Consider the following 17,267-nt stretch of genomic DNA (forward strand, 5'->3'; position numbering starts at 1 on the left):
GGTGAGCGGTGACGAATGCGGGCTTGCCGACCTCACCGGCGCCGTAGCCCGATGTGTCGTCCGAGCCCTTCGTCTCATCGACCACGTCGAAAAAGCGGTGGCCGAGAATCACGGCGCCCGAGCGGACGGTCGCTCGCGCAGGATCAGACGGTCGTCCGGGTCGTCGGAAACGCCCAGGTGTGCAGGGCCTCGCCGCCCGTGCCCAACCGTTGTCCGGACCTGGTCGGGCCCGGTGACGAAGCCGTCGAGAGAGACCGAGATCTCAGCGATGGTGCGAGTCGTACCACTGCAGCCCCGGCACGCTGCCCGAACTCAGCGCTCGCGCAGCCGCCTCCTACCGATACGGCAGGGGGTACGCCGTTATCACTCAAGGTCCCCACCAGTGGATCCGAACTGCGCCATTGCTCATCGAGGCCGCCCAACGGCGCCAGGATTGAGACGGTTCCCCATACGCGGGTGCTGCCACGGCACCCTGGAACCCGGCGGGCCCGGGAACGACCAACAGGGCCGCCCCGCACCGGCCTTCGAAGACGCCAGCGTTTGCTCTCGTCGCGCGCTGAGCCGGAAGGCCATGTTCGCACGGCGATCGCGCTGCGTTGGCAACTCGACTCGCCGACGACGAGATTGGGCTACGGCGCATGCAACGGAAGCTGTTGATAGATTCACCCGTCGTGAGATCAAGTGAGTACGACCTTGACTCCCGTGACCGGGCCGACCGGACCCGAGCCTGGGGCATCGGTCTGCTGGTCGTGGCCGGGCTGCTGTGGAGCTGGTTCACCCTGCTGCTCCTTACCCCGTACGAGGTGGACCGCAAGCCAGACGACCGGTATCCCGTTGAATGCGAGCCGCGGCTGATGACGGAGCGCGGCACGGCCAACGAGGGGCTGATCCACGGCGACTACTGCCAGAACGAGCGCGACTGGCCGGAGGCCGTGGTCGTACTGGGACTGTCCGTGCCGGTGTCCGTGGCCGGAGCGGTCCTGTTCACCAGCGGCAGCGTCAGTCGGCGGATGAGCGCCCACGCCGAGGCCATGCGCGAACTGGACCGGATCGCCGATGAGCGCGAGGCGCGGACCGCCCGCGCGCGGTGACGCCCGGGAGGATTGAGACCGCACCCGCGCACGAGGGCGCTCGGCCCCTGGAGCCGCGCCTTGCGCGGCATACCGCCTGCGCTGTCGCTCGTGGTGTGGTGACAGGGCAGGCGGTCCGGGCGGCGTAGCAGTCGCTCTCGGGCATGGCGGAGGTGAGTGGCCGGCCGAGCAGGAAGTGGCCGGGCAGCCCAGGGACATCCGGGCGAGCCGCCCCCGGATGTCGGCTTGTCGGCCTCCGGCAGCGCCGCCCTGAGGTGGTTGCCCGCCCGGCTTGCCCGGACATCCCGGCTGACCGAAACCCAGGCGGTCAAACAGTGCCGAATCCAGACCATATATTGCAACAGGCCTCCAGGGCTGGGGAGTCTGGGCATTCTTGCCGCATGGCCCCAAACGAAGGTGCAGCGAGTTCGACGGAGTCCCAGCGAGGACCGAGGTCCTCTGACGGTCCGCCCACTCCTGTGGCACAGGCTTCCGGGTCCGGTGACGGCAGCAGCCCACCGCGGAATGCGTCTCCACCCGGGACAGGGCCCGTCACAGCACAGGTTGCGGCCCCACAGGGGGAGTCCGCACCATCCATGGATGCGGACGCCTCCGAGGAGCCCAGTACTGGCCCGTACCGCGTCACTGTGCTGGATCTCGGGCGGTTCGCGGTCGGTGCCGTCACGGTGGTGGCGGCAATGGCCGGGCTGATTCTCGGCATCCGGGCCGAACTGTACGCCGGAAGGGAGGACCAGCGAGCCGAGAAAGCAGAGCAACGGGCGGTCGCGGAGGAGAGCCGGTCCAAGGCGGACCGTGAGAAGGCGTACGCAAACCTCGTCGACTTCTACCGGATGGGCTCGGAAGTGATCGTGGTGAACGGAAGCTCCCGCGTCATGGCGATGCGGCTCACGCTCCCGGCGAACAAGGTGACATGGGACCTGGACCTCCTCCAGCCCTGCAAGCAAATCGCCGTACCGAATCAGGCGCTGCTCAACTCCATGGCCGTGGAACAGCCGTCGGTGCATCTGACGAAAGGGGACCTGGCCCAACTCCGACTGGAGTTCATGGATCCGATGAGCAAGGCCTGGATCCGTAACAGCGGCGGGGCCCTGGCGCGCATGGACGCATGGGCACCGTCCGGGCGGCCCACCCTGGTGAGCTCGGAAGCTTGGAACATGTCGGCGCAGGACGCACCCCAATGCGACGGATCCTGACCTGTTGCACGAAGCACGGGCACACCGACCGCAAGGCACATCTACAGTCCGGACACTCCGGGGCCCGGCTGTGCACCTCTCCAAGAGCACGTACGAATCAGGGGCTGGATGTCTCAGGTGGCGGGTGTGTAGGTGAAGGTCTGGTCGGGGCAGGCAGTGGCGAGGTCGTTCAGGGTGGCGTGTTCGGTGTCGCAGGCGATGAGGTCTTAGCGGAGTTTGGTGGCGGTCCATTCTGCGGCGTACTGGCAGTGGGCGTCGTTGGCCGGAGGCGGAGGGGACCGTGGTCTGGTCGTAGTACGACCACCAGCCGCCGCCGGTGATCCGGCACCTGGGGCCGACAGCTGGTGCTTCGACGGCTTCGTCGATGAGGACTTCGTCGCGGAGGTTGGTGCAGCCGTCGGCCGGGTCGTCGCCGGAGTTCCACTGCTTGAACGCCTCGCGGTTCTGCAGTGGAAGGAGTGGGGAGCGTGAGCTCGCGGAGTCCCTGCGTCAGCAGGCGCTGGCGCACGCCGACTGGTCTGCTGAGGACCTGTGCTGATTGCCCGACAGCGCGAATGCCGGGGAGAGGTCGGCGTCCCAGGGCACATGTGAGGCATGGATACGCGGATCTGCAGCACGCCCGTCTCTGCCGGCGCGATCGGGGAGGGTGCACGATGAGCGGCCGGCCGTCGATCACCACGTTGGCTCTTCGTGAGGGCAGCACGGTCATGCTGGGCGTTGTCGGAGAGTTGGATCTGCTGACGGGCCCGCAGCTGGTCTGCGTCGTCGGCCAGCGCCTGGATCAGCGGCCGGCCCCTCTGGTGACCGCCAGAGAGGCCAGCCTGCAATCGGGGACGCATTTCGTGCTGTCGGGGGCCCGGCCGGCCTTACGTCGGTTGCTGGCCGTCACGGACCTTGAGGGCGCGTTCGACACCGAGCGACAGCATGGAGCCATCAGCCCGGGCTCTGCAGCCCGGCGGTGACCCGCAGACCCGCCCCGGGCCCTGCTGGCTCCGGCCGGATCTTCTGTCAGAGCTCCTGGATGAAGGCGGGTCGATGCCCATCTCGGTCACGCCCCCGCGCACGGAGCGGTCGATGCCCTTGCTCCATGCCACGAGGACGTCTCAGCTAAGGGGCTTCGTACACGGCAGAGCGGAAGCCGGGTCAGGGACCCGGACGGCGTGCTGTCGGCACTGGTATGAGCCCCGGGCCGACAGTTGACGCCAGCGACCAGGATCACCTGGCACAGACCGGCCGTCGGCGGGTGTCACTGCTGCTCCTGCTCCTGCTCAAGGCGGTGAGGCCGTACCCGGACGGCCTCGAACTGCCACCCAGGGAAGGCCGTTCCGGTCAGCCTGGAACTCAACACGCTGAACTGGACAGGGAAGCCCAAGGCGCGCCGCGCCCGGCAGGTCTCGGGCATGCCGGCGACCGCGGTCCGCTCCCGCCCGAACCGCTCGAGATCGCGTCGTACACCTCCAGCCGACGCTCGGACTCCACATCGAGGTCGACGTCCGACAACGAGGTACCCCGCTCACTGGGGAAGCGCTCTCTACCGACCGGCGAGCTCACCGGTCTCCGCTCAGCGTCGTGCGCTTCTCGAAGTCTTCACCGGGCTGCGGTCACGGTGTCGCGCCTCGCCTGCTGTGCGCCCAAATGACCCCGCCCCTCGTGTGTGATCTTCGCCTGGCATGCGGGATGTCTTGCGGCTCCGGGAACGGGCAGGCGTACTGGGAAGTAGACCAGACCTCTTGATGGAGAGCCGGTGAGGACGACTTCCCGTGCGCAGCGCCTCTTGCCCGTGGACGGTCATGATGACGCAGTGAGCCGGCTGGAACGGGAGAACGCGCAGCTGCGCCGGGCGGTCGATTCGCATGCGACGGTCGATCAGGCCATCGGCGTGCTCGTGGCGGTGCACCGGCTTGAGCCAGCGGCCGGGTTCGAGGTGCTGCGGGAGGTCTCCCAGCACACCAACACCAGGCTGCACACAGTCGCGGAGACGGTGCTCGGCTGGGCGCTGGGGAAGGATCGTCTGCCACCGCCGGTCGACCAGGAGCCGGAAGCGGCCCTAAAGCGGCATCTGGATGCCGGGGACGGCGTGGGCCAGCCTGGCTAGTGGCGGGTGTCCCTCGTCCTGCGACTCGGCCTGGCTCGCAGCCTCAACGGCCAAGCCCGCTACGAGAAGGCCCTCACCGAGTGCACCGGGCCGACAAGCTGTACCGCGCTCTGCCCGTGGGCCAGCGCCATCCGGAAACGGGCGCCGTCGAACTGGTTTCTGCTATGGCCCTGTTGGGGTTGCGACGTGCTTCGATGCCCGTCGCCAGGCTGCAGCCGCTCATGATGCCTGCCTGGCCTCCTTCGGCCCGGACCACCGCCGCACCGTCGAAGCCCGAACGCTGCTCGAGCACATCGACGGCACTCGACCCTAAGCGCAGCGCCCCCGCTCGGGGGGAGTCGCAGGCGCTCCCCGGGGCAGCCTGTCCAGTGGGCAGCGCGGGCATTGGGTGGATGCAGCGCACATGCCGGCGTTCGGTGCGGCCGAGCACTTCGCGGGTGCCCGCGCTCGGGCGGTTGAGGCGGTTGAGGATGCGGAGTTGGAGCGTGTCGATCTGGAGCCGGTGCCGTTCACCTCCGCGCACCCGCACTTGAAGGGCCCCAATGATCTGCAGGCCTCACTGATGGCTCAGATTCCTGGCCTGGTGGGGGAGTACGGCGTCGGCATCACGGTGATCGCCGACGGTACGGGATCGGGTAAGAGCGTCGCCGCCCTGGAGGTCGGCCGGATCTGGAATGGCGGGTGTGGCACGGCCGGTGTGGCCTGGCTGATGCCGACCACGGCGATCACCGACGCGGCGTGGGAGATGCTGGAAGCGTATGTGCGCGCCCACCGGCCCGAGCGGGCTCCGGTCACGCTGGTCCACAGCCGCAGCGGGCTGAATGCTGCATACACCGATGCGCGGCTCACGACCGAGGCGGCCGGTGGGCAGGCTCATCCTGCCGGTGCTCTGACGGCACTGATGCCTGACGGCACCCACCGGGCCGACATTTCGGCACTGGCCGAACCAGGTGCGGTCGGACCGGACGACGGTGCGCGGGAGCCTACCGAGGCGGGGGAGCGCGTGACCGCGCCGGAGGGCTTCATGCGCAGCCAGGACGCTGCGCTGCTGGCCCAGTTCAGTGCGGCGACCGTCGATCAGGCGCGGATGGCGGTGCTGCCCGTGCAGTTCAGCGTGCAGCGGTTGCTGGCCCTGTCGGGCAAGACGGTGGTCGTCGACGAAGCCCATGCCCTGACCCCTCACAGCCACCTGCAGTTGCTGCGGCTGCTGGGCTGGCTGGGGAGTCTGCGCACGCCGGTCGTGCACCCCGCCTCCTGGCCGCGTATCGCCGGTCGATCGCGAAGCGACACCGAACTCTAGGAGATCGCGGCCGAAGCCCTCAAGGAGGCCTACTTCCAGGACGGCGGCCGCCGCGTCGGCAGCCTGGAAGAGGTCCGGTTCACCGACGTCGAACACCTCGAGTTCGACCTGTAGCAGCCCGCCCCGAACAGGCCGCGAGCCCGGCCCAGTTGGTCCGGGCTCGCTTGCGTATCCGTGGGGGCTCGGATGTTCATGCACACGTGCCGTGTCCAACGACCGCGGCCTCCACCAGCCAACACTCGAGGTGAGTACCAAATCCTGATCCATGCATGACAAAACGCCTTCCAGGGGCGCAGCCGGGGGCGGCCGCCCGGACCGCCGGAGTACCGGACGGCGTCACCGCCGGAGCAGCCGTCTTCGACCGCCGGACGGGCACGTTCACCGAGCAGATCGACGCGAGCGCCCGGTTCCGGTCCGCCTCTGTCGTCAAATTGCTGCTGGCCCTGGACTTCCTGTGGGACCGGGGCCCCGGCTACACCATCCCCGAGGCCGACCTGGCCCGGCTGGATCCAATGCTGCGCAGCAGTGACGACGCGGCAGCCAGCCACTACTGGGCGACGTGCGGCGGCTCGGCGATCATCGACCGGATGTCGGCTCGGCTGGACCTGCGCGACACCGCGCCACCGCCCGCCGGTCACGAACGGTAGTGGGGCTACACCGCGCCTGTGGCCCGGGACACCGTGACGATCTACCGCCACGTCCTGGAGAAGGCGCCCGAACCCGTGCGGGACTTCGTCATGGACAGCCTGCGCCGCTCGACACGCCGCGCCTCGGACCACTTCGACCAGCACTTCGACATCGCCGGGGCGTTCGAGCGGCCCTGGGCGGTGAACAGGTCTGGTCGGGGGCGTTCGAGGCGGGCGCACAGGCCGCGGCGGGGACCGGCCGCCGCCCCCGTGCCGGTGCCGTCGCGGACGTGGATCTCACGCGCCCGCGCTGCACACCGCCGGCACGGTGGGCGCGGACGACCGCGCGATCATGGCCGTGCTGACGCTGCATCCGGTGGGGACGTCGTACGGCAAGGCGTACACCGACCTCGGCCGGCTCACGCGGTCGCTGAGCGTGCCGGGCGCGGTGCTGCCCGCGGGGACGTGGCACGGCACCCGGGGCGAGTTCGTGCACGTCCGCGAGGGCCCGTCCACGGGAGACGCCCTGATCACGCAACTCCCGGCCGGTGTCGAGGTGTTGGTCGGGGCCGGACCCGTGGCCAGGTGGTCGCCGTGCCGACTTGCAGCGGCGAGTGGTGGGCCTTCCTGCCTCAGTACGGCGGGTACATCTCCACCCTCTGCATCGACTCGCCGGACAACCGGCTGCCGGACTTCCCGGAGTGCGGCTCGCCGCGGCCGTGATGTGTCAGCGCCGGGCGTCGAGGGCCTCGGCGATCCGTAGAGCGCATCCCTTCTTGACGAGGTAGTGGGTTCCGGTGTGCGGGGAGCTTCCGTTGTCCACGGTGACCGGCTTGGCAGTCATCTCGGTCCGGCGGTCCGGGTCGTGGTGGTGCGGATCGGGGAAAAGCTTCGTGTGGTCATGGTGCGCGGCGACGATGTCGTCCGGATCCGCGAAGTTAGCCCAGCGGCGCAGTCCCGTCGGGGGCCCGTAGGGCCGGCGCGCCAGCTGACGGCGGACGGGGTGGATGCCGAGCGGAGAGCCGAGGGTGAGGAGGAGTTCGGGCCCCTTCCTGTGGCCGGCGTCCGCTCGCTCCCAGAGCGCCTCGTAGGCGACGACGCAGCCGAGGGAGTGCCCGATCACCACCTTGGTGCCCGCGTCCAGGTACTTGTGCACCCGGTCCAGCACGTCGCGTCTGATCCGCGCCTCACCGAAGTACCGGGAGATCTGGCGGACCGGCGGCTTGGCGGCGCCGAGCGCCGCTAGGGCCGCGTCGCCGAAGTACGGCAGGCGCAGCAGTGCGTGGGTCACGGCGCGGGTCGCGGACCTGACTCCCATGGGCTCCGGCGGGGTCCCGCGTAGCCTGTCCAGTTCCCGCGCGGCGATGGCACGCTGTCCGGGATCCGTCGACCTGGTGGCGGCGTTCTCGAGGACGTACCGCGAGGTCGCTTCGTCCCGGAGGATGAGGCGCCGCTCGATCTCCTGTTGTTCCTCCGCGGTCAGCCCCTCCCCCTCCGGGGAGAGGAAGACGTCCCCGTAGAAGGCCATCCGGACATCGACGGCACCCGGCAGGCCACGGTGCCACACGCTCGTCGCGAGGTCCTCCCGGCTGATCTTGGTGAGTCCGTGCGCCAGGGCGGACAGCCACTCGGACTCCAGTGTCCCGGCGACACTCTGTTCATGGTCGATCCCATGTACGAGGACGATCTCGGCCATGTGCCCTTCCCCCCTTGGTGATCGCGCCTGCGTCGCCAACCCGCTGACACACCCCATCCTCACATGGCAGGCTTCCTCCCATGGGGGAACGGCGGTGTCTGCTGGTGGGGTCGCAGTGCGACACACAGGAGCACCTCTCGCGTCTGGGCCGGGCGGTCACCGATCTCGACGCGGTGTTCCGGGACCCGGCCCTGGGCGGTTGCCGGCCGGCTCTTCCCGACGGCACCTCGCTCCTGCTCGATCCCGACGCCTCCGCCTTGGAGGAGGGCCTGCGCACCGCCGTCGCCCGGGCCTCGGCGGACGGCGCGACGCTGTTCGTCGCCTTCACCGGGCACGGATTCGCGACCGCTTCGGACTTCCACCTGATGACCCGGAAGTCGTCGGTCGGCAAGCCGGAGTCGGCGTACGCGCTCGGGAAGTCGTTCACCGACCTGCTCCTGGAACATCCGCACCTCGACGGGCTCGTCCTGGTACTCGACGCCTGTGAGTCCGGGCACGTCCTGACCGTGCTTGGGGACGTCTTCAAGGACATCGCCCGAAGCACGGGGAAGCGATTCGAGGTGCTCGTCTCCACCGGTTCCGGCGCCGCCTTCGCCTGCGCCTTCACCGCGGCCCTCGCCCGGCTCATGCGCAGCGGGACCGGAACGCCCCGGGCCTTCCTCACCGCGCACTCGGCGCTGCCCCTGCTGTGCGGGCAGCTACGCGCCCAGCACCCGTCCCATCGGGTCTACGACCGCGGAACCGAAGTCTCCTACAACGACCCCTCGTTGTGGCTGACCCTGAACGCCTCACGGGCCCGCCGCGGTATCGAGCGGCTGGCCGACCTGCTCACCTGGTACCGGCCGACCGCCGGGGCCGACACGCTGGCCGGGCAACTCGACGGCCATCGCGCCGTGGCGGTCACCGCGCCCGCCGGCCAGGGCAAGTCGGCGTTCGTCGCCTCGCAGGCCGCGCAGCACGACGCGGTGGCCGTCGTGACCGCTGCGACGACGCCCGAGACCCTCGCCGAGGAACTGGCCCGTGACCTGCGCCGACTGCCAGGCTTCCCGGCGGCTGTCAGCACGTTCCGGCAGACCACGCCCGACGCGGTGCTGGCCGGCCTCGACGCGCTGCACGCCCAGGTCCTCGGCCCCCTCGCCCTCCTCGGGCAACCGGCACGCGTGGTCGTCGACGGGCTCGACCAGTTGAGCGCCACCGCGCACGATCCGGTGCTGGCGGGTTTGGACGACCTGGCGTCGAATCCGCGGCTGGAGCATGTGTCCCTCCTGGTCACCGCACGGACCGGGACGCGACTGCCGCACGGTGCCCGGGAGTTCGCCCTCGGCACCGCCACCCGCGCCGAGCTGGCCTCCTACCTCACCGAGCGCGGGGTGCCCCCGCACCTGCACGCGACCATCCTGGACCGCGCCGACGGCAACTGGCTGGCCGCACGCACCTACGCGGACGTCGCCGGCGCTCTGGAAACGGCGGACGACCTGCCGAGCTCCCTCGGCGCGGCGTTCGACCGATCCCTCGATGCGGCGAGGACCCGTCCGGACCGGGGCGACCCGCTCCTCGACGCGGTGCTGACCGTACTGGCGGCCGCGGGTCCGGGGCCCGTGCTGCCGATGTCCCTCCTCATGGAGGCCGTCCACTTGCTGGCGGGACCGGAGCCCGCCCACTTGGTGCGAGACGTCCTGGTGCGGCTCCAGGGACTGCTCGTGCGCTCCGCAGCGGGCACGGACGAGGAACTCGTGGGCTTCTTCCACGCCCTGCTCGTCGAACACCTCACCTCGGGTGACGACCTGGACCTGTTCGAGGACCTCATGGGCCCACCGGAGCCGGACGGCACCGAGGAACCGCTGCCCCCGTCCCGCCGGGTCCGCGTGACCGACGGGCACGGCGCGCTGGCCGATGTGCTGCACGCCCGTGTGCCGCACCAGACACAGGGTCACGGGACCCAGCCGTTCGACTACGCCCTGGCGGCGGAGCCCGAGCATCTGTGGCGGGCCGGCCGGCAAAAGGCCGTACTGCACGGGCTGCAGTGCCGCACCGCGGCCCGCCCCGCCGACAACCTGGCCCGTTGGAGTGCGTGGCTGCCGCGCCTCACCGACGCTTTCGGTGAGCGGAGCGCGGAGTCCCTGACAGCCCGTCACCAGCTGAGCGGCTGCACCGAGGCGACGGGACGGCGGGCCGAGGCGCTTGCCCTCGCACGCCGACTGGCCGACGACTGCCGAACAGCGCTCGGACCACGTCACACCGCGACGCTCGCTGTGCGCCACGACCTCATCCGGTGGGACGACGGGGGCGACCTCGACGAGCGCCTCGAGCAGGCTCACGCGCTCGTGTCCGACGTGCAGCAGGTCCACGGGCCCGCGCACGCCGACACGCTCGGAGCCCAGCAGACCGTCGCCTGGCTGATCGGCACGCGGGATCCGGCCCTCGGCCGGACCTACCTGGAGGAGATGCTGCCCACCGCCACCAGGGTGCTGGGGGCCGGTGACGCGCGCGTGCTCCTGCTGCGGCTGAACATCACCTACCGCCTGAAGCAGGAAGGCAGGCAGGAGGAGGCACGCAGCGCCCTCGCCGAACTCGTGCCCGAGATGGCGGCGCGCCTTCCGGCACACGACCGGCACGTCCTCACGGCCCGGGCCAACCTGGTCGAGCTCACGGCGGAGTGCGGGCGCCACGAGGAGGCTCTCGCCCAGTCGGCGGAGCTCGTGTCCGCGATGGAGCGGGTCTACGGCGACGAGCACCCCGACGTCCTCACGGTCCGCAGCAACTACGCCGTGCACCTGCTGCGCGCACACCGGCGGTCCGAGGCCCTCGCCCTGCTGCGGCAGGTCGCGAACGACCAGACGCGGGTGCTGGGCGCCACGCACACCGTCACCCTGGCCACGCGTGCGTTCCTCAACCGGCTGGATGGAGGCTGACCCCTTTGCCCGACGCATCTGCGCCCGACGCATCCGAGCCCGCCGCGCAGGACCTCTCCGAGCAGAGGGCCCGTCTGACGGCCAGTATTAAGCTGGCGATGCGACCACACGGCGGTAAACGCGACTCGCTGCTGCACAACGGCAGCACGATGGCGGCCATGGCCGCCACGACGGTGGCGACCGTGCTGCCGGTGGACTACTCCACCTGGGCCCGTGTGGCGGCGGGCGTGGCCACGTTCCTCATCGCGGTGGCCCGCGCCCTAGACTTCGGCGCACGCTGGCGGTGGCACCTGAACATGCGCTCGCGCTACGCCGTCCTGCTCGACCGGGTGGACCAGGCGGCCCTGCTTCCGGCCGGCGAACAGGCCGGGGCTCTGCACCGGATCTACGAGGACCTGTTCAAGGTGCGGTCCCTGGAACGGGGCATCCCCGGGGTGAGCGCGTTCAGCAACTCACTGCCCGGCGGTTCATGAGGAGGACCCGGTGCGGGGCTGAGCGAGCCCATACCAGTACCGGGCCTCGTCCTCGTCTCCCTCCGCGGACGCCACGTCGCCCAGCAGCGACAGCACGGCCGCAGGCAGCGGATGCTGAGCGGGCCCGGGCGGCTTCGCCGCCTCGGTCGTGGCGACGGACTCCTCCAGGGGGCGGAGGCCGGGCCGGGCCTGCGCCGGTTCGTCCTCCTCGGACACCTCCGGAGCCCACACCTCCCGGGCGCGCTCCCGCTGCCCCATGCTGAGCAGCAACTCGGCGAAGTCGTAACGGGAGGCGGACTCCGTCTCCGGATCGCCGCACGCGATGGCCTCCTCGAACCACGGACAGGCCTCCTCCGGCCTGCCGTCCGCGACCAGCACCTGCCCCAGCAATCGGAGTGCCTGCAGGCGGTGCTCGCCGTCATCGGAACGGGCCAGCGGCAGCAGGACCTCCTCCGCCTCTCGCAGCAGGCGCATACGGAACAGAGTGCTGCCCAGATACCGTCTCGCCAGCGGTTCGACGTCCGGGTCCCCGGTGTCCAGCGCGTCGGACAACAGACGCCGGGCCTCTTCCAGTTCGTTGTCGGAACGCCGTACGACGCCGAGCAGGGCGCCAGCCCGGGGCGCGGTCTCCGGATCCGCCACGCTGAGCGCGCCCTCGAGGAGTTCTCCGGCGGCCTGTACCTCGCCGACGTCCAGCAGGTACTCGCCCATGCCGAGGTAGGCCACGGCGATCGCCTCCGCGTCGCCCGAGCGTTCCACGCCGAGCAGGAGTTCCTCGGCGGCCGCGGTGGATCCTTCACGCAGCAGGAGCACGCAGAGGTAGGCGCGGGCGACCTCGGTGACGTCCGAAGGCTGGTCCTCGACCACGGACCGCAGCAGTTCCCGGGCGTCATCGTTCTCTCCGTCGTCGAGCAGGAACTTCGCCAGCTGGAACCGGGCCATCTGAGCCACGGGCACCTCGCCCGTCTCGCCCGCCTGCCGCAGGTGACGCAGGCCCTCGGCGCGTCGGCCGCCGTGCACGTGAACCATGCCGAGCAGGGTGGTCGCCCAAGCCACGGCGGTGGCGTTGTCCGACTCGGCGACCACACGCAGCAGGCTCTCCGCCCGGGAGAAGTCCTCGTTGTCGGCGAGCATGACGGCGAGGTCGAGCCGGGCGATCAGCGACCACTCGCCGTGACCGGAGTCGATCGCGGCGCGGTAGGCCTCCTCGGCCTCCCTGACCCGGCCCTCAGCCGCCAGGATGTCACCGAGGATGTCCCCGGCGCGCGGCGCCTGCTCCGGGTGCCCGGAGTGCATCACCTCCGTCAGCAGTTCCCGTGCCCGGGTCGTGTCCGGCGCCTGGGCCGCGAGCAGGGCGGCCAGGTTGATGCGGGCCAGCTGCGTCCAGTCCCGGTGCCCGAAGCCGATCGCGACGCGGTAGGCCTCCTCGGCCTCCTGCGCGTGGCCTTCGGCCGCCAGGAGTTCGCCCAGGATGTCCGCCGCGCGCGGCGCCTGCTCCGGGTGCCGGGACCCGGTCACCTCCGCCAGCAACTCCCGCGCCCCGTCCAGGTCGTCCTGCTGGGTGGCCAGTACGAACGCCAGGTCGACACGGGCGGTGTGGGCCCAGTCCGGGTGGCCGGAACCGACCGCGCGGCCCAGCCATTCCCGGGCGGCTCCGGCGTCCTCCTGGGCGGTGTACCACTCGCCGAGGACACAGGCCGCCCGCGGTCCTTGGTCGGGGTGTCCCAGCTCGGCCACCTCGCGCAGCAGGGGCAACGCCCGTGCGTCGTCGCCTTGCTGGAGCAGTGCGATGCCGAGGGCGACCTGGGCGACCGGGACGAGCAGCGGATGCCCGGAGCGCAGTACGGCCTCCAGCATCTCCTCGGCCTCCGCGTACCTGCCCTGCAGGATGTACAGCTCGCCGAGTCCCGACTGGGCCTGCGGGGCGGCATGGTATCCGCCGCTGTCGGCCGCCGATTTCAGCAGTTCCTCGGCTCGGTCGAGCTTGCCCTGGTGGGCGTAGATTCCGCCGAGGTTCACCGAGGCCAGAGCGGTGATCTGGCCGGCGATCGACTCTCCAAGGGCCCGGGACAGGGCCCACGGCTGCTCCCCGAGCTCCGCGGAGTCGGCGCGGGCCGCACCCGCTCCGGCGCCGGGCTTGACCCGCTCACGGCCCGTCCGTCCGGCCGCTCGTACGTTGCGCGCCTCACCGGTCACCACGCGAAGCCACTGGGTCTGGGCCAGCGTCGTCACCTCGGTGTCCCCCGCCGCCAGTACCGCTTCCAGCAGTTCCTCGGCCCGTTCCGCCTCGCCCTGTTCCGCCAGCAGCCGGGCGAACCCGACCTGGGCCATCTGCGAGACCTGCGGGTCCCGGGAGGCCACGGCGGTCTCCAGCAGGGCTCGCGCCCCCGTGCGGTCACCGGTGACCATGAGCACCCCGGCCAGGTCGACCTGGGCCAGCGGGACCACGTCCTCCACTCCCGAGGAGGCCGCTGTGTCGAACAGGGCCGCCGAGCGCGCGAAGTCGCCCTGGTAGAGGTGTATCTCACCGAGTATCAGCGAAGCCCAGGCCGCGCTGTCCCGGTCTCCACTGGTCTGCACGACCTGCTGGAACATCCGCTCGGCAACCTCCGGCTCCTCGCGCATCAGGGCCACGTACGCGCTGTGCAGCAGGTCCGCGGCGGGCCGGCGTTCGGCGAGGTGCTCCCAGGCGAGGAGGGGCACGGCGGCGGACGGGTCGTCGGAGCGGGTGTCCAGGTACTCGGACAGGTAGGGCGACCCGACGTACGCGGGCCCGCCGTCCGGGCCGGGGACGCGGTGCAGCAGGGCGATGCCGCCGGCGACCGGTTCGCGGGCCCAGGTCAGCCCGGTCAGGTACAGCTCGTCGTCGGCGTCGAACTGCGGTTGGTGTGCACCGAGGTAGGCGCCGAAGAGCTCGCGCAGCACGGTCTCGGGGACGGGCTCGGTCATGCCCATCCGCTGCCAGTCCGTGGCCGCCTTCACCAGGGCCCAGCCGGCGGGGCAGCTCTCGGCTCCGTCGGCGAAGCGCTGTTCCAGGGCGGGGGCGGCCACCATGAGTTCCCCGATGCCGCGGGCCGCGAAGTCCTCGCCCGGATACAGGTCCCGGGCGACCGCGGTGTCCGCCGCCCCCAGCCGCGACGGCAGTTCGACGGTGCGCGCCTTGCCGAGAACGGTCCGGGACACACGGCCGACGTCGTTCTCCATGGCCGTCAGCGCGGCCCGTTGCTTGGCCGGGATGGTGGCGACGACGGTGACGGCGGGGTGCCGGCGCGTCAGCCGGTCTAGGATCTGCAGGTCCAGACCGCCGGGCCGCAGGTAGCGGTGCAGGTCGTCCAGCCAGAGCACGCTCGAGTCCTGCCCGGTCGGCAGCGTCAGCCGGCTGAGGTCGTCCAGTGCCCGCTGCTCCGGGCCGTCGGGACGCGGCACGATCAGCCGGGCCCCCGGAGACGTCCGCAGCAACGCCTCGTACAGGGTGCGGGACTTGCCGGCCTTGGAGCGGCCGGCCAGGACGACGAACCGGGACTCGGCGAGGGCGGCGTCCAGCTGCCCGTCCTGCGGATGCCGCGGCACGTAGGGTGCCTCGCCCGGACGGTTGCTGTACTTGGATCGCGAGACACCGATGTCGTACGGGTCCACCTCGTCGATCCGGGGGATCCGCCCGTCCCCGGCCAGCGGGATCCACAGCAGGCTCTCCAGCCGGTTGCGCAGTTCCCCCGTCGTCGCGTCGCGTACCTGCGCGGCGAGCGGGGGCCAGTACCGGACCAGCGTCTCGACCTTGATGGCGTAGGCCGTGCGCCGGTCGACCTTGGACACGGAGTCACGGGCGACGAGCATCCCCACCACGCCCTGGCTGTTCATGTCCCACACCGGGGATCCGGAGAAGCCTTGTTCCAGTGCCCATCCGGTGTGCGGGCTCGCCTCCACCTGCAGCCACTCGCCGCCGGCATGGCCGATGATCTCGCCCCGGACGGGGACACCTTGGCGGGGATGCTCCTTGGGGTAGCCGTACGCGCGGAAACGGTGGTCCCAGGTGCCGGGGTCGGTGGTGCGCAGCGGTGCGGGCTCGGCTTCGGCCGGTGCCGGGGCACCGAGTTCCAGCACCGCTATGTCCCCGGAGTCGGACCCAGTGGCCGGGTGCCAGCCGTCGGGCACGACGGTGGCCGGGATCGCGCCGTGCTCCTGGGCGTACTGGAACTCGACGTACACCGGATCGTCGGGCACACCGAGCACGCTGCCCGGCCGTACGACGTGCGCACAGGTCAGCACGTGGTGGGGGGTGACCAGCAGACCGGCGCCGACCGGGTTGTCGTCCCGGGAACGCCGGACGCTCACCAGCCAGGGGGGCCGCTCCCGCACGGCGGACACCGCTTCACTCACCGGGGGTTCGAGCGGGTCCGCTCCACTGGAGCCTGACGCTGAAGTGGCCCTCGAGGGCCGTCCGGGCGACGACGACGCCGGACTCGGCGTTGAGCTTCATCCCGAACTCGACCTCGTACGCGTCCGGAGCGAGGGCTGCAACGGAGTCGACGACCGACCGGAGGGCGGGCCGGACCGAGGCCAGAGCCTCCTCCAACCGGCGGCCGGCCCGCACGACGCCGTTCGGATCGCGGGAGATGAGCTCGAGTCCCGCGTCGTCGTCCTCCACCTCCACCATCAGCGACGCCCCGTCAGGACCATCGAATCGCACCAACTCGGCCATGAATCCCCCGAATCAACTCCACCGGACGCTGTCCGTGCAGGATAGTGGGGGAACTCCGGCTGCGTGCGGGTTTGCGGTGATACGTCAGGGTCAGTCGGCCGCTGGGTCCGGAGCAGGCCGTGTCGCGCAGCGGCGGAGGCCTTACCAGGAACGACAAGGGTCCGCAGGGGATCCGTTGGGGGGCATCGTGGACGACAGCAGGCAGGGCATCGCGGACGCTCTGGCCGCCACCGGCACGACCGACCAGGAGGTCGCCCTGCGCGTACTCGGGCACGCCCTGCGGTGGGCCACGGCCGTGATACGCGGGCTTGACGGCGGGGCCGGGGGAAGCCACGCCCTCGCCGCTCTGTACGCGCTGGACGAGGCCTTGGAAAGCGGCCGGGACCTTGCCGAGGCGCTGCCGGGGCTGCTGGCCGCCGCCCGGCCGGGGGACCGGGTGGCGCGCGGCACGGACGAGTTGACGCGTGAGCTCGTGCAGACGGCCGACCGGGTCCGCGGCGAGCGCGAGACTCTGGAGAAGCTCGCGGCCTCGGAGGACACGCTGCGCCGCCGGCTCGCCGAGCACGAGGCGCTGCGTCGGCAGGTGGACGAGCTGCGCCGGCTGGAACGGCTCGTCGTGGCGCTGGACGCGCTGCGCGAGCAGCAGCAGATCATCGGCGCACGGCTGGCGGAGCTGCGGGGGCGGGACGCCGGTGTCGACGAGGCGCTGCGCACGAGCAGTGGCGCGCTGGTACGGCTCACCGAGGACCAGCTCTCGGTGCTGGCCCCGCAGACCCGGCAGGTGCTGGAACGGGCGGCGACGGCACAGAGCGCGCTGGCCGCGGCGGAACGCGAGTGCCAGGCGAGCAGTGAAGAACTGGCCTCGTACCAGGACCGTTTGGAGAACGTCCACGCCGCCCAGGGCGCCCGGCTGGCCTCCCTGAACCGGCACGCCCGGGCCGACCGGGTGCTCGCCCGGGCACTGCGGGAGGCCACCGGTCCGGGCGGCACGACCGCCTCCGCACCGCAGGAGCGTATGACGCCGGAGCAGGTGGAGGCCGTCGCGGACACCATCGAGCGGCGTCTCCGCGAGGCCGACGAGGCCCTCGCCGACGTACTGCGAGAGCGTGAGGAGCAGGACACACAAGGCCGCGACGTCATTCTGCGCACCACCGGCTGACCGGTCCCCCACCGCGCCCCGGC

General features: G+C 71.3%; 11 protein-coding genes and 2 pseudogenes. 10 read left to right on the forward strand and 3 right to left on the reverse strand.

The window, feature by feature from the left end; all coding sequences use genetic code 11:
• Positions 1-671: 671 nt before the first annotated feature.
• The 7 genes and pseudogenes from ADK65_RS07495 to ADK65_RS39875 all read left to right on the forward strand — a co-directional run bounded on the left by ADK65_RS07495 (position 672) and on the right by ADK65_RS39875 (position 7,028).
• Positions 672-1,091, forward strand: coding sequence for a hypothetical protein (locus ADK65_RS07495; protein WP_053669011.1), 420 nt, complete (start codon positions 672-674; stop codon positions 1,089-1,091).
• A 575-nt stretch (positions 1,092-1,666) separates the two neighbouring features.
• Complete coding sequence (locus tag ADK65_RS07500) at positions 1,667-2,284, forward strand: hypothetical protein (RefSeq protein ID WP_053669012.1); 618 nt, start codon at positions 1,667-1,669, stop codon at positions 2,282-2,284.
• A gap of 653 nt (positions 2,285-2,937) precedes the next feature.
• Positions 2,938-3,246 (forward strand): STAS domain-containing protein, encoded by a 309-nt coding sequence (locus ADK65_RS07505; protein WP_053669013.1) that lies wholly within the window; start codon positions 2,938-2,940, stop codon positions 3,244-3,246.
• Positions 3,247-4,085: 839 nt separating this feature from the next.
• Positions 4,086-4,379 (forward strand): ANTAR domain-containing protein, encoded by a 294-nt coding sequence (locus ADK65_RS07510; RefSeq protein ID WP_053669042.1) that lies wholly within the window; start codon positions 4,086-4,088, stop codon positions 4,377-4,379.
• A gap of 403 nt (positions 4,380-4,782) precedes the next feature.
• The gene (locus tag ADK65_RS38755; protein WP_053669014.1) at positions 4,783-5,679 is read left to right on the forward strand and encodes a hypothetical protein; all 897 of its coding nucleotides are present in this window, start codon (positions 4,783-4,785) and stop codon (positions 5,677-5,679) included.
• A pseudogene (locus tag ADK65_RS36870) lies at positions 5,680-5,793 on the forward strand (XRE family transcriptional regulator); the annotation flags it as partial. It abuts the gene before it with no gap.
• A gap of 155 nt (positions 5,794-5,948) precedes the next feature.
• A pseudogene (locus ADK65_RS39875) lies at positions 5,949-7,028 on the forward strand (hypothetical protein).
• Between the two features lie 4 nt (positions 7,029-7,032).
• Here ADK65_RS39875 and ADK65_RS07525 read toward each other — a convergent pair.
• Positions 7,033-8,001, reverse strand: a complete 969-nt coding sequence (locus ADK65_RS07525; RefSeq protein ID WP_053669015.1) for a hypothetical protein — start codon at positions 7,999-8,001, stop codon at positions 7,033-7,035.
• An 80-nt stretch (positions 8,002-8,081) separates the two neighbouring features.
• On the opposite strand from ADK65_RS07525, the gene ADK65_RS07530 reads away from it, so the two are divergent.
• Both ADK65_RS07530 and ADK65_RS07535 read left to right on the forward strand, forming a co-directional pair.
• Positions 8,082-10,913 carry a tetratricopeptide repeat protein gene (locus tag ADK65_RS07530; protein ID WP_053669016.1) on the forward strand — a complete coding sequence of 944 codons (2,832 nt, stop codon included), beginning with the start codon at positions 8,082-8,084 and terminating at the stop codon, positions 10,911-10,913.
• 5 nt (positions 10,914-10,918) lie between these two features.
• Positions 10,919-11,386, forward strand: a complete 468-nt coding sequence (locus tag ADK65_RS07535; RefSeq protein ID WP_159038739.1) for a hypothetical protein — start codon at positions 10,919-10,921, stop codon at positions 11,384-11,386.
• Here ADK65_RS07535 and ADK65_RS07540 read toward each other — a convergent pair.
• A complete protein-coding gene (locus ADK65_RS07540; RefSeq protein ID WP_234352818.1) occupies positions 11,381-15,763 on the reverse strand; it encodes a tetratricopeptide repeat protein in 4,383 nt (1,460 codons plus the stop codon). The genes ADK65_RS07535 and ADK65_RS07540 overlap by 6 nt on opposite strands.
• The gene (locus ADK65_RS07545) at positions 15,756-16,085 is read right to left on the reverse strand and encodes a CU044_2847 family protein (RefSeq protein WP_053669019.1); all 330 of its coding nucleotides are present in this window, start codon (positions 16,083-16,085) and stop codon (positions 15,756-15,758) included. The genes ADK65_RS07540 and ADK65_RS07545 overlap by 8 nt, the downstream gene beginning before the upstream one ends.
• Before the next feature lie 187 nt (positions 16,086-16,272).
• Between ADK65_RS07545 and ADK65_RS07550 the strand changes: the two genes are divergently transcribed.
• Positions 16,273-17,244 (forward strand): hypothetical protein, encoded by a 972-nt coding sequence (locus tag ADK65_RS07550; protein ID WP_053669043.1) that lies wholly within the window; start codon positions 16,273-16,275, stop codon positions 17,242-17,244.
• Positions 17,245-17,267: the final 23 nt, after the last annotated feature.

The sequence above is a fragment of the Streptomyces sp. NRRL B-1140 genome (assembly GCF_001280065.1).
Classification (GTDB): domain Bacteria; phylum Actinomycetota; class Actinomycetes; order Streptomycetales; family Streptomycetaceae; genus Streptomyces.